Origin of the sequence: Sphingopyxis lindanitolerans, assembly GCF_002993885.1 — a bacterium.
Lineage (GTDB): Bacteria > Pseudomonadota > Alphaproteobacteria > Sphingomonadales > Sphingomonadaceae > Sphingopyxis > Sphingopyxis lindanitolerans.
Window position 1 is genome coordinate 1967359 of record NZ_CM009578.1, and the last position, 12965, is coordinate 1980323.

Below are 12965 nucleotides of genomic sequence, written 5' to 3' on the forward strand. Positions count from 1 at the left end.
AACGGTATTCATAAGCCAGCGTGTCCCCGCGAAGGCAGGGGCACAATTACCTTAGGGTCCTGACCCTAGATAATCCCGCCGCGATCGTCGAGGAAATCGGCGTCGGTGCGCCGTCCATTTCCCTGCTCGACGGGCACGTCCTGGCGTTTCGGCGTCTTGACCGGCTTGATCTCCTCTTCGCGGATCGTCCGCCGGGGCTCGCTTTCGGGCTTGAAGGCTTCCCAGATGATCGCCGCCTTGGGGTCGGTTCCCGGCCAGCTGCCATAGACGCGGCGACCCGACTGGCGGTCGATGCGCACCATGCGGATGCCCTTCGGCGCGGTAAAGGGCACCGGCGGCGCATCGGTCAGCGCACCGAGGAAGAAATCCTTGAAGATGGGGGCCGCCAGGCTGCCGCCCTGCGCATAGCCGCCCATGTTGCGCGGCTGGTCGAAGCCGACATAGACGCCCGCGACGACATCGGGCGACCCGCCGACGAACCAGACGTCCTTCGGCCCCGTCGTCGTGCCGGTCTTGCCGAACAAAGGCACGCCCAGATCGCGCAGCCGCACCGCGGTGCCGCGCTGGACGACGCCCTCGAGCATATGGATGACCTGATAGGCGGTCAGCGGGTCCATCAGCTGCTTGCCCGACGGCGCGAAGCGCGGCATCGGGCGGCCGTCCCAATCCTTGGCATTGCAGCCGTCGCACGGGCGCCAGTTCTTTGGAAAGATCACCTTGCCGCGCCGGTCCTGCGCATAGTCGATCAGCCGCGGTTTCAGTTCGCGGCCATGGTTCGCGAGCATCGAAAAGGCGTTGGTCATCTTCTCGACCGTCGTCGATCCGGCGCCGAGCGCGGTCGACAGATAGGGTTCGTGCTGGCCGATGCCCATCGTCTTGATCGTCTCGACGATCGGCTCCATCCCGACCTGGCTCGCGGTGCGCACCGTCATCAGGTTGCGCGACTGTTCGAGGCCCCAGCGCATCGTATGTTCGCCCGACCCGCCCGCGCCGCCATAGTTGCGGAAGCATTTATTGCCGAGGTTGGCGCCCTGATAGACGCAGAAAGGCCCGTCGACGATCAGCGTCGCCGGGGTCATGCCGCTGTCGAGCGCGGTCGCATAGACGAAGGGCTTGATCGTCGAACCCGGCTGGCGTTCGGCCTGGGTCGCGCGGTTGAACGGCGACAGGCGCACGTCGAAACCGCCCTGCATCGCATAGATGCGGCCCGAATGCGGGCTTTCGACGACCATGCCGCCCGACACTTCGGGGATGTTCTTGAGCTGGTAGACGCCAGGCGCGGTCGCCTTGACCGCGATCAGGTCGCCCGGGCGCATCGCCGAAAAGGCGCTGCCGCCGGTCTTGCGATATCCCATCGTTGCCGCCCCCGCGGGCAGGCGGCCGGTGTCGCCGCTCGCGAAGCCGATCCGCACCTCGCCCGCCGATTTCGAAAGCACCGCCGCGACCCGCCAGCCGTCATAGTCGATGCCGATGAAACTCGACGCAAGGCGGCTCTTCCACTGGTCGTCGGCCTCGATCCGCGCGATCGGCCCCGACCAGCCCTTGCCCGTATCATAACGGACGAGCCCGCGGCGCAGCGCGCTCGTCGCCGCGTCCTGCATCTTGCCGTCATAGGCGGTGCGCACCCACAGGCCGCCGCCATAGACCGACAGCGAGCCGTCGTCGGGGGTCTCGCCGAACAGGCCGATCAACTGGCGCCGCACCTCTTCCATATAATAGCCGCCGACCTGCGCGACCGCCTTGTTGCCCGTTTCGGACAGGCCGAGCGGCATCGCCTGCGCGGCATCGCGCTGCGCCGCGGTGATCCAGCCATTGCGGAACATTTCGGACAGCACGAAATTGCGCCGCGCGATCGCCTTGTCGGCGTTGCGCGCGCGGCCATAGGTTTCGGGCGCCTTGGGCAAAATGGCGAGGAAGGCCATTTCGTGGAGCGCGAGCTGGTCGACGTCCTTGTCGAAATAGGCACGCGCCGCCGCCTGCACGCCAAAGCTGCGGCGGCCGAGCGGGATTTCGTTGAGGTAAAGCTCGAGGATCTGTTCCTTGGTCAGCGCCGCCTCGATGCGCTTTGCCAGGATCGCCTCGCGAATCTTGCGCCGATAGCTGACCTCGTTGGTCAGGAGCAGGTTCTTCGCGACCTGCTGGGTGATCGTCGAGGCGCCGATCGGGCGGCCGCTGCTGGTCAGATTGGTGATGATCGCGCTGGCGATCCCCGGATAGTCGATCCCGCCATGTTCAAAGAAGGTGCGGTCCTCCGCCGCCAGATAGGCGCGGACGAGCAGCGGCGGATATTCGCTATATTCGAGCTGGACGCGCCGTTCGCGCGCATAGCTGTGGACCGGCTTGCCCTCGCCGTCACGGACCATCGTCGGCAGCGGCGGTTCATAGTCGCGAAGCTGGTCGACCGACGGCAGGTCGCGCGCGAAGACGATCCAGCCGAGGAGCAGCGCCAGCAGCCCCGCGCCGACCAGATAGCCGAGCCAGCGGAACCAGCGGCGCACCCACATCTCGCGAAACCATATGATGGCCGCATTGCCGTCGCGGCGCAGGCGGTAGCGAAAATGGGACATGGTCTCGGACGGCATAGGGCCAAGCCTCTAAAGCCTGTCTGGCGGAAAGGGAAGCGGGGTTGCGGTGGGTTGCGGCTTTGGCTTGGCGGCACCGGCCCGCTCCCCTGCCCGGCCTCCCGGCGGCAGTATCCTATGGGAGGCCGGGTGGGCGAGCGGGCCGGTGCCGCTTCCGACGTCAGCCGGAAATCAACGCGCCCGCCCGCGCGCGCTCACCGGCCAGATCGCGACCAGCGTGTCGCCCGACACGACATGATAATGGTCATAAAGATTCACCGTCGGGTCGCAGTGCGGCACCGTCAGCGTCACCGGATCGCCGGGGGCGAGCGTGCGGCCGATGTCGGGAGCGATCAGCGCCGAATGCTCGTCGCCCATGAAGGCGAAAAAGGCGCTTTCGGGCGCCCCGCGCCGGACGAGCGCGACTCCGCCGTCGGTCGACAGCGCCTTGAACCCCGCGTCGATCGTGACGAGTCCCGAATGATTGGCGCTGACGACGCGCGCATCGACGCCGAGCGCGGTCTCGAACGGCGCATCGCCGTCGCCGGTCAGGTCGCAATCGAGATATTGCTTGTCCATAAAGACATAGGAACCCGCCTGAAGCTCGGTAAAGACCCCGAGGGCAAGGTCGATCCGGTGCGTGCCGGTGCCCGATCCGGTGACGATGTCGGGGGCGAAGCCCGCATCGGCGAGCGCCGCGATGACGCTGTTCAGATAATCGGTGCGTTCGACGATCGCGGCGCGGCGTTCGGCATGATCCTCGATATGCTGCTGCGACCCGCAATAATATTGCACGCCGCGGTAGCGCAGGCGCGGCAGCGCCGCGATCGCCCGCGCGAGATCGACCGCGGCGTCGGCCGACGCGACCCCGGTGCGCGCGATGCCCGGATCGATATCGATGACGACGTCGAGCGTCGCACGCTCGGCCCCCAGCATCGCGTCGATCCGTTCGGCGACGGCGGGATGATCGACCACCGCCATCAGCCCGTCGGCGCGCGCCGCAAGCGCCGCGAGCCGTTCGATCGCGCGCGGCGCGGCGACCGGCGAGGTGATGAGGATGCCCGCGATGCCGCCCTCTGCCAGCACCTCGGCCTCCCCGATCTTGGCGCAGCAGACGCCGAGCGCGCCCGCATCGAGCTGCCGCTTCGCGATATCGACGCTCTTGTGCGTCTTGGCATGCGGGCGCAGGCCGACGCCATGGCTGGCGGTCAGCGCGGCCAGCGCGGCGATGTTGCGGTCGAGCGCCTCGACATCGAGGATCAGCACCGGCGTGTTGAGGTCGGCGCGCGATCCCTGCCGGCCGACCAGATGCGCGTGCAGCCTGATGTCGTCGCTCATGAAAATAAGGCCTCCAGATGGGGGTTGAGGAATTTGCCCTGGCGGTCGGCGGCGCGGCGCACGGTGCGGTAGCGCTCGGCCATCGGATAGAGGGTGTCGACATCGCCGCGCGTCAGCGTGTGGCGCTTCGCCCAATGCGGCCGCCCGCCATGAGCGCGAAAAATCGCTTCGGCGCCCGCGAAATGGTCCGCCCACGGCATTTTCGCATATTGGTGCATCGAGATCGCGGCGACCGGGCCCGCGTTCATCGGGCTCATCCAGATATCGTCGGCGGCGACGGTGCGATATTCGAACGGAAAGCTGACCGGCAACCGCTTGCGGCGGATCCAGCCGATGACCTCGGTGAGTGCGTCGAGCCCGGCGGCGCGCGGCAGCTCATATTCCATTTCCTCGAACCGGATCGTGCGGTCGGACGGGAAGATCGCGTGCGCGGGACCGCGGCGCTGCCCGTCGAAGCGCGTCTTCATCATCATCCGCTGGAGGAAGGGCGTGAGGAAAGGCAGCTTTGCCGCGATATCGAGCACCCGGCGAAAGGCGGCTTCCTCGATGTCGGTGGTCGAGGAGGGCGGATCGCAGGGATCGCAGGGATCGAGCGTCTTCAAAATCACCGTGTCGGCGTGCGGGAAGACCCAGAATTCGATGTGGCGATGCCGCTCGGCAAGCTCGTCATAGCTTTCGCGCACCTCGTCCCAGCGGCGCTTCTCGATCCGTTCGGCAAGGTGAAAGGCGGGGACCACCGCCGCCTCGATCTCGGTCGCGATCCCGAACAGGCCGAGCGAGAGGCGCTGTGCCTGATACAGGTCGGGCTCGGTCGCCGCGTCGCACCAGCGCGCCACGCCGTCGGCACCCACCAGCCGAAACCCCCGCGCCATCGCCGCGAGCGAGCCGAGCGAAACGCCGGTGCCGTGCGTCCCCGTCGCCATCGCCCCGGCAAGCGACTGCGGATCGACATCGCCCTGGTTGGCGAGCGCCAGCCCTTCGTCCCACAAGGCCGCGGTCAGGCGCTTGATGCTCCACCCCGCCGGAATCCGCGCGCTCTTGCGGTCGGCTGCGACCGACAGCGCACCGGCGAGGCGATCCAGCCCGAGAATCAATTCGTCGGACGGACAGAGCGGCATGAAGCTGTGTCCGGCCCCGGTCGCGCGGACCTTGCGCGCGCCGCGGACCAGCGCCGCCAGCTCATCCTCGCTCTGCGGCCTGGCGACAGCGACGGGCGCGGTGACGCTTCCCGACCAGTTGCTCCAACTCATGCCTCTCTCCCGCCCTCTCCCATCAATGCAAGGCTGGTGGGCGAAGCGCGGTTGGTCAACCCATGAAACAGGGTCAGCGGGCCGTGGCGGTCCGCCGCGCAAAATGGATCAGCACCGCGTCGCGCACGCCGCGCGCGACCTTCTGCTGCCCCGCCTTCGAGGCGAGAAATTCGACGTCGTCCTTGTTCGACACGAACCCCGTCTCGAACAGGATCGACGGCGTGTCGGGCGCCTTGAGCACGACGAAGGAGGCGAAACGGTGCGCGGTCGTGCGGAATTGCATCTCGTCCGACGCCTCGCGCTGGAGCAGGCGCGCGAAATCCGCCGCGCTGTTCATCGTCTCGCGCTGGGTAAGGTCGAGCAGGATCGACGACACCGCGCTGCCATGCGCGCCCAGGTCGACGCCGTTGATGATGTTCGCCTTGTTCTCGCGCGCCGCGAGCCGCGCGGCTTCGCGATCCGACGCGACCTCGGACAGCGTATAGATCGACGCGCCGTGCGCCTCCTCGTTCGTCGCGGCGTCGGCGTGGATCGACAGGAAGAGATCGGCCTTCAGCCGCCGCGCGATGCCATAGCGCTCCTCGAGCACCAGAAAGCGGTCGTCGGCGCGGGTGAGCGCGACGCGCACCCGGCCCGACGCGATCAGCGCATCGCGGATCGCCCCGGCGAGCGCGAGGGTGATGTCCTTCTCGCGCTGGCCGCCGTGCGGCGAGATCGCGCCGGGGTCGTGCCCGCCATGCCCGGCGTCGATCACGACAAGCGGCAGGCGCGGGTCGGCCGGCCCTTCGATCGCGGGAAGCGGCAGCGCGGGCTTCGGCTTGCCGATCGGAACGGTGACGCTGTAGCGCTTTTTCGGCCGATCGGCCCGGAACCGGGCGGCTTCGGCCCCCGGTGCGCGGTCGAGCCCGACGCTGTGCCGGAAAGCGTCGCCCGATTGCGCCATCGGCGACGACAGGCTCGTCAAGACGAGCGCCAGCGCAGCCGCCTGACCGCCGCGTCGCGCCCATGAAGAAAACCAGCGCCTGTTCGAAACCATGAAGCCCTCGGCCGTGAAACGCGGTGAATCTCTTATTAACCGCATCGTGTCAAACGCGGGTTAACCGCCCGTTGGCTGCACGTCCTGATTGCAAGGGCGCGTCACAATCCCATCTTTGTGCGGTGGCAAAGGTTGCCGTCGGCGCATGCCGATGCTAGCACCCCCACACTGACGGTGTCCTACCCGGCGCCGTCCGGCCTTTTGAGGGGAAGGCCTGATCCGCGCAAATCGCGGATCGGGGTCGCCCTGGTGCCGGGCACGCGGGGAAGAACGCACGTCCGTCAGTCCACCCGGATGATCGGGCGGCCGGCGCGACCTTCCGCGGAATGTCGACCAGCCTCTCCGCTCACCCCATAACCAGGTTGATGCCGCATGAGGCTTGCCATGCCCTCTTCTGATCGCGACGCAGGCGCTTTCGCCCCTGTGCTTGTCGCGACCGAAGACCGCATGCGCGTCCAGGACCGGACGCGGGCCGCACGCGGCAATAACGTCTTCTATTCTTTGAACCCTAGCGACCGCCGCCGTCCGTTCCGGATGGTCGCGGCCTTTTTGTTTGGCGCGCCGCGGCGCGCCTGGAGTGATAATAATGACCACGCGCATGTTGATCGACGCGCGGCACCGGGAAGAGACCCGGGTCGCCGTCACCAAGGGAAACCGCATCGAGGAGTTTGATTTCGAGTCCGCCGAGCACAAACAGCTCAAGGGCAATATCTATCTGGCCAAGGTGACCCGCGTCGAACCGTCGCTGCAGGCGGCGTTCGTCGAATATGGCGGCAATCGCCACGGATTCCTGGCGTTCAGCGAAATCCACCCCGACTATTACCAGATTCCAAAGGAAGACCGCGACGCGCTGCTGCGCGAAGAGGCCGAACATGCCGCCGAAGCCGCCATGCGCGCCGAGGATGACCTCGACGAACTCGAAGGCGATGTCGCCGACGTCGAGGAGCATGACGACGAGAATGGCGACCGCGACGATGATCGGGACGACCGCGACGACTATCGTGATGATCATGACGAGCATGACGACGCCGCGCATGACGAAGGCGACGAGGGCGGCGAAAGCACCGAGGAAGGCGCGGAAGGCGGTCGCGGCGATCGCCGGGGCCGTGGGCGCGGCGGGCGCGATGGCCGCAAGGGCGGCCGGGGCCGTGGGCGTGGTCGCCGCGGCGACGACGAGGACGGCGAAAACCGTATGTCGCTGCGCCGCCGCTACAAGATTCAGGATGTCATCCGTCGCCGCCAGGTGATGCTGGTCCAGGTCGTCAAGGAGGAACGCGGCAACAAGGGCGCGGCGCTCACCACCTATTTGTCGCTCGCCGGCCGCTATTGCGTGCTGATGCCGAACACGATGCACGGCGGCGGCATCAGCCGCAAGATTTCCAACGGTGCCGATCGCCGCAAGCTGAAGGCGATGATCGACGAGATGGCCCTGCCACCGACGATGGGTTGCATCGTCCGCACCGCGGGGATGGCGCGCACCAAGGTCGAGATCAAACGCGACTTCGACTATCTCGCGCGGCTGTGGGACGAGATTCGCGAAAAGACATTATCGTCGAGCGCGCCGGCGCTGGTCCATTCGGACAGCGACCTCGTCAAGCGCGCGATCCGCGACATCTATCACAAGGATATCGAGGAAGTGTTCGTCGAGGGTGACGAGGGCTACAAGGCCGCGAAGCAGTTCATGAAACTGCTGATGCCGAGCCATGCGCGGCGCGTGAAGCAATATGCCGACCCGGTGTCGCTCTATCAGCGCTACGGCGTCGAGGACCAACTCGCGGGGATGCTCAACCCCGTCGTCCAGTTGAAATCGGGCGGGTATCTGGTGATCAACCCGACCGAGGCTTTGGTGTCGATCGACATCAACTCGGGCCGGTCGACGCGCGAGCATAATATCGAGCAGACCGCGCTCAGCACCAACCTCGAGGCCGCGCACGAAATCGCCCGCCAGCTTCGCCTGCGCGACATGGCCGGGCTGATCGTGATCGACTTCATCGACATGGATCATGGCTCGAACGTCCGCAAGGTCGAACGGGCGATGAAGGACGCGCTCAAGAACGATCGCGCGCGCATCCAGGTCGGCCGCATCTCGGGCTTTGGCCTGATGGAGATGAGCCGCCAGCGCCTGCGCACCGGCGTCCTCGAAGCCTCGACGCGGCCGTGCCCGCATTGCGAAGGCACCGGCCTCGTCCGCACCGCGTCGTCGGCGGGCCTCAGCGCGCTGCGCCTGATCGAAGAGGAAGCCGCGCGCGGCAAGGGCAGCAAGATCATCCTGCGCGCCAGCCAGGAAGCGACCTTCTACCTCCTCAACGAAAAGCGCCGCGAACTGCGCGAGATCGAGGAGCTTTACGGCGTCAGCGTCGAAATCCTCCTCGACGGCGAGACCGAGGGCGCGCGCATGGCGGTCGAGGTCAGCGGCCCGCCGCCGACCCAGCGCCGCAGCTTTGCCCCGATCGTCGAGATCGAGGACGACGACGATGATTTCGTCGAAGACGACGAGGAGGAAAGCGAAGAGGAAGAGGATCGCCCCGCGCGCAGCGAGCGGCCGGAAAGCCCCGACGGCGAGGATGGCGAAGGCCGCAAGCGCCGTCGCCGCCGCCGTCGCGGCCGTCGCGGCCGTCGTGACGAGGAAGGCAATGAAATCGCCGAGACCGAGGGCGGCGACGAAGGCGATACCGACGCCGACACCGACGCCGCAGACACCTCCGTCGAAGAGGCCGCTCCGGTAGAGGATGCGGCAGAGGCAACCGAAGAAACCGCCGAAGCCAAGCCGCGCCGCCGCCGCGGCGGACGCGGCCGCAAGAAGGTCGAGGAGGTCGAAGCCGAAACCGTCGCCGAGGAAGCCGCTCCGGCCGAAGCCGAAGACGCCGAACCGGTCGCCGAAGACGTGCCCGCCGCCGCTGAGGAAAAGCCGAAGCGCAAGCGCGCGCCGCGCAAGACCAAGGCCGCGGCGACCGCCGAAGCCGAGGCTGCGGAGGCCGTCGAAGCGCCGCTGGCCGAAGCCCCGGTCGTCGAGCCCGAGCCCGAGGCCGAACCCGCCAAGCCCGCGCCCAGAAAGCGGCCGAGCCGCGCCAAGAAGGCGGCCGAGCCGGCACCCGAAACCGTCGCCGAGGCGGCCGCTGAGCCTGTCAAGGCGAACGAGGCCGAGTCGAGCGAGGCCCAACCGGTCGCCGCCGAAGCGGATGGCGACGAAACCGGCCCCGACGGCGAACCCCGCCGCGGCTGGTGGCAGCGCACCTTCGGCGCCTGAACAGGATCGCGGCGAATGGGGGAGCAATGGCGCTTCCCCATTCGCGGCGGCCAACCCGCCCTCACCACCATCGCTACCCTCGTCATGCTGAACCCTTCGACAGGCTCAGGGTGACGAGAGAGCAAATGAGATCGGCCGACAGCCGATGTGTTTGCAAACGACATAATCGCCTAATTTTGCGCCATTATGCCTTTGTGAGACTGGGCCGATGCCGCTGTTCTAACGCCCGCCGCGCGGCCCCGCATGGCGGATGATGCGGTCGATCAACCGCCGCTCCTCGCTCGTCGGCTCGGCGGGTTCGATTATCTCTTCGACGGGCTTGCGGCGACCGAACGTCGGGCGACGGACGGGAAGCAAAGGGGAATATCGCATCGGGGGCACGCCTTGCTGACGCGGCCGCCCCCCGGCACCGCAATGACTCTGGCCCCCGCGCCGTTCTTCGCGCGCGGGCGCTTACCCAAAGGTTAAGGCGTAAGGTTACTGCGTCCTTTGCGGAACCGAGAAGGTTCCGGTGACGCGCCCGTTGGTCCCACCGGTGATCGGATTGCCGTCGGGTCCGCGCGCCGCGCCGCGCCCGTCGACCGTCGCGCGGCCGCTGTTGAGGTCGATCACCAACCGCCCGCCGGTCAGGTGATTGCCGCCCTGCTGCAACTGGACATTGCCGACCATCGTGATCAGGCGCTTGTCGAGGTCATAGATGGCGACATTGCCCTTCGCGGTCTCGTCGCCCTTGTTCACGGTCACCCCGCCGGTCGCATCGAGCCGGTTGACGTCGGTGCCGCCCGATCGCGTATAGGCGACGGTCATCCGCGGCGCGCGCACCGTCAGGCCCGCCTGCGTCACCGTGACGCCGCCCGACAGCACGACGCGGTCGGCGCGGTCCTGCACCTCGATGCTGCCGGCGTCGAAATCGACCGGGGCATTGCTGTTGTGGTTGGCGAGCGCCTGCGCCTGCGCCGGGGCGCCGCCGCCGGTCGCGAGAATCGCCAGGCTGGTGAGCGCGAAGCCCGCGCCCGCGATCATGGCGCTCTTCATCGTCGAAAGCCCCTTCATTTCTTCAGCGCTCCCTGGTTGATCCGCAGCTTGGCATTGCCCGACAGGCGCACGATACGGCTGTCGAGATCGGCCGAAAGCTGATTGGCCGAAAATTGGCCGATATTCAATGTGCCGTCGACACCGCCGGTGCCCGCAAGGCTGCGTCCTTTAAGGTCGATCGCGACATTGCTCGCATCGATCGCATAGCCGTCGGCGCTGCGCACCTTGACCGTGCCGGGCACCGTCACTTTTTCGGTGTCCATATTATATTGTCCCGCCGCGGCGGCGATCGTCGCCGGACCGTCCTGCAGGCGAATCGCCCCCGACAGATCCTGCATGCGCACGATCGGTTCGGCCGAACTCTTCTGCACCGCGCTCCCCGCGAGCAGGGCAAAGGGCTGGCCCTTCGAATCCTGGCCGCGATATTCGGCGCGCGTCACCTTCATCCGCTCGCTCGCCATGTCGACCTTGTCCTTGGCGAGCAGGAAGCTGATTTCGGTGCGCTGGGTGAAGGGCGAAAAGACGAGGACCGCCGCGATCACCCCGATGACGAGCGGCAGGCCATAGCGCAGGATGCGCACGACGCGGTCGTGGCTCGACCCTTTCGCGGCCCACAGGCGGCGCATCGTGCGGTCATGGTCGGCGCGTTCGGACATGATCTTTTCTGCGAATCGCTTTTACGTGTGCGCGAAAATATCGGTTTCGGGCCAGCCCGCGAGGTCGAGCGCCGCGCGGGTCGGCAGGAAGTCGAAGCAGGCTTGCGCCAATCCGGTGCGCCCCTCGCGCGCCAGCCGCGCGTCGAGCACCTCCTTCATCGCGTGGAGGAAGCGCACGTCGCTCGCCGCATAGTCGCGCTGCGCGTCCGAAAGGTCGGCCGCGCCCCAGTCGCTCGACTGCTGCTGTTTCGACACATCCTGGCCGAGCAGCTCGCGCACCAGTTCCTTGAGGCCGTGCCGGTCGGTATAGGTGCGCACCAGCTTCGAGGCGATCTTGGTGCAATAGACGGGCGCCGTCACCACCCCCAGCGCATGCTGGATCGAGGCGATGTCGAAGCGACCGAAATGAAATATTTTCAACCGGTTGGGGTCAGTGAATATCGCCTTCAGCACCGGTGCGTCATAGGCGCTGCCGGGCTTGAAGCGGACGAGATGCTCGTCGCCCGACCCGTCGCTGATCTGGACGACGCACAATCGGTCGCGCAGCGGGTTCAGACCCATGGTCTCGGTGTCCACCGCAACCGCGCCCGGCCCCAGCGCGCCCTCGGGCAGATCTTCTTCGTGGAAATATATGCTCATATTCTCCGCCTTAGGCGAAGCGGCCTTGCCGCTCAATGACTGGATTCGCGAAGCCCGCACGACAGGCCCGTCGCCACGGTAAAGCGTGCAAAATTCTGCATCACCTCCCTGAAATTTTCTGTTCGCAGGCTGTGGATAATTAGGCTATATCTTGCTCTGTTTGTGGCACGGGGCGAGTCCGTGCCCGTGGCGAGTTGCGTCCCCGTCCGGCGCAAGGAGTCGGGTAAATGGGGTGCGGACGAACCGAAAGCGACTATCAGACTATGAGTTTCAACAAGGATCGCCGCGGCCCGCGGGGACGCGGCAAGCGCGATGATTTCGGCAATTTCGACAGCTTTGAACCCGCACCCTATGGCGGCGACAGCTATGGTGGCGGCAATCGTGGCGGCGGCTTCGGCGACCGTGGCGGCGGCTTCGGCGGCGGCGATCGCAGCGGTGGCGGCGGCGGTGGTTTCGGCGGCGGCGACCGTGGCGGCTTCGGCGGCGGACGCGGCGGCGGCATGCCGGCGCAGGTCGTCGGCGAAGGCAATGGCACCGTGAAATTCTTCAACCCGTCAAAGGGTTTCGGCTTCGTCGCGCGCGACGATGGCGGCGAAGACGTCTTCGTCCACATCAGCGCGGTCGAGCAGGCGGGCCTCCAGGGTCTCGCCTCGGGCCAGCCGCTCGGCTTCACGCTCGTCGAACGCAACGGCAAGGTATCGGCGATCGATCTCAAGATCGAAGGCGAACCGATGCCGGTCGAGGATTTCGCGCCGCGCCGCGATGATCGCGCCGGCGGGGATCGTCCGGCGCCCGGCGGCGCCCGCGGTCGGCGCCAGCTGACCGGCGAACGCACCTCGGGCACGGTGAAATTCTTCAACACGACGAAGGGCTTCGGCTTCATCGCGCGCGACGACGGACAGGCCGATGCCTTCGTCCACATCAGCGCGGTGCAGCGTGCCGGCATGGCCGGCCTCAACGAGGGCGACCGCGTCGCTTTCGATATCGAGGTCGACGATCGCGGCAAGTTCGCCGCGGTGAACCTGCAGCCCGAAGCATAAGCGAAGCCTTGCGCTGAAAATGAAAAGGGCGCCCTCGGGCGCCCTTTTTGTTTGGCGATTATGTCGTTTGCAAACCCATCGGCTGTCGGCCGATCTCCTTCATTCTCCGTCACCCTGAATACGTTCAGCATGACGAGGGTGGCGAGCGTGTGTTTGCAAGCTC

The 12965-nt window shown here is 67.0% G+C and carries 10 protein-coding genes; 2 read left to right on the plus strand and 8 right to left on the minus strand.

Going from position 1 to position 12965, the window contains the following annotated elements:
* Positions 1-65 precede the first annotated feature (65 nt).
* The 4 genes from CVO77_RS09470 to CVO77_RS09485 form a co-directional block, all read right to left on the minus strand.
* Complete coding sequence (locus tag CVO77_RS09470; protein WP_242446162.1) at positions 66-2567, minus strand: penicillin-binding protein 1A; 2502 nt, start codon at positions 2565-2567, stop codon at positions 66-68.
* 186 nt (positions 2568-2753) lie between these two features.
* A complete protein-coding gene (locus CVO77_RS09475; protein WP_105998825.1) occupies positions 2754-3899 on the minus strand; it encodes a DSD1 family PLP-dependent enzyme in 1146 nt (381 codons plus the stop codon).
* Complete coding sequence (locus tag CVO77_RS09480; RefSeq protein WP_105998826.1) at positions 3896-5149, minus strand: D-arabinono-1,4-lactone oxidase; 1254 nt, start codon at positions 5147-5149, stop codon at positions 3896-3898. Before CVO77_RS09480 ends, CVO77_RS09475 begins: the two co-directional genes overlap by 4 nt.
* Before the next feature lie 73 nt (positions 5150-5222).
* Positions 5223-6185 carry an N-acetylmuramoyl-L-alanine amidase family protein gene (locus tag CVO77_RS09485; protein ID WP_105998827.1) on the minus strand — a complete coding sequence of 321 codons (963 nt, stop codon included), beginning with the start codon at positions 6183-6185 and terminating at the stop codon, positions 5223-5225.
* Positions 6186-6771: 586 nt separating this feature from the next.
* Here CVO77_RS09485 and CVO77_RS09490 point away from each other — a divergent pair.
* A complete protein-coding gene (locus CVO77_RS09490; protein WP_105998828.1) occupies positions 6772-9432 on the plus strand; it encodes an Rne/Rng family ribonuclease in 2661 nt (886 codons plus the stop codon).
* A gap of 219 nt (positions 9433-9651) precedes the next feature.
* Here the strand turns inward: CVO77_RS09490 and CVO77_RS21265 are convergent, their stop codons facing one another.
* The 4 genes from CVO77_RS21265 to CVO77_RS09505 all read right to left on the minus strand — a co-directional run bounded on the left by CVO77_RS21265 (position 9652) and on the right by CVO77_RS09505 (position 11762).
* Positions 9652-9804 carry a hypothetical protein gene (locus CVO77_RS21265; protein ID WP_158258030.1) on the minus strand — a complete coding sequence of 51 codons (153 nt, stop codon included), beginning with the start codon at positions 9802-9804 and terminating at the stop codon, positions 9652-9654.
* Positions 9805-9909: 105 nt separating this feature from the next.
* Positions 9910-10455 (minus strand): LptA/OstA family protein, encoded by a 546-nt coding sequence (locus tag CVO77_RS09495; protein ID WP_106000756.1) that lies wholly within the window; start codon positions 10453-10455, stop codon positions 9910-9912.
* Between the two features lie 26 nt (positions 10456-10481).
* On the minus strand, positions 10482-11123 hold the full coding sequence (gene lptC / locus CVO77_RS09500) for an LPS export ABC transporter periplasmic protein LptC (protein ID WP_105998829.1): 642 nt from the start codon (positions 11121-11123) through the stop codon (positions 10482-10484).
* A 21-nt stretch (positions 11124-11144) separates the two neighbouring features.
* On the minus strand, positions 11145-11762 hold the full coding sequence (locus tag CVO77_RS09505) for a ribonuclease D (RefSeq protein ID WP_105998830.1): 618 nt from the start codon (positions 11760-11762) through the stop codon (positions 11145-11147).
* 263 nt (positions 11763-12025) lie between these two features.
* Here CVO77_RS09505 and CVO77_RS21805 point away from each other — a divergent pair, with 263 nt between their 5' ends.
* Positions 12026-12802 carry a cold-shock protein gene (locus CVO77_RS21805; protein WP_105998831.1) on the plus strand — a complete coding sequence of 259 codons (777 nt, stop codon included), beginning with the start codon at positions 12026-12028 and terminating at the stop codon, positions 12800-12802.
* Positions 12803-12965: the final 163 nt, after the last annotated feature.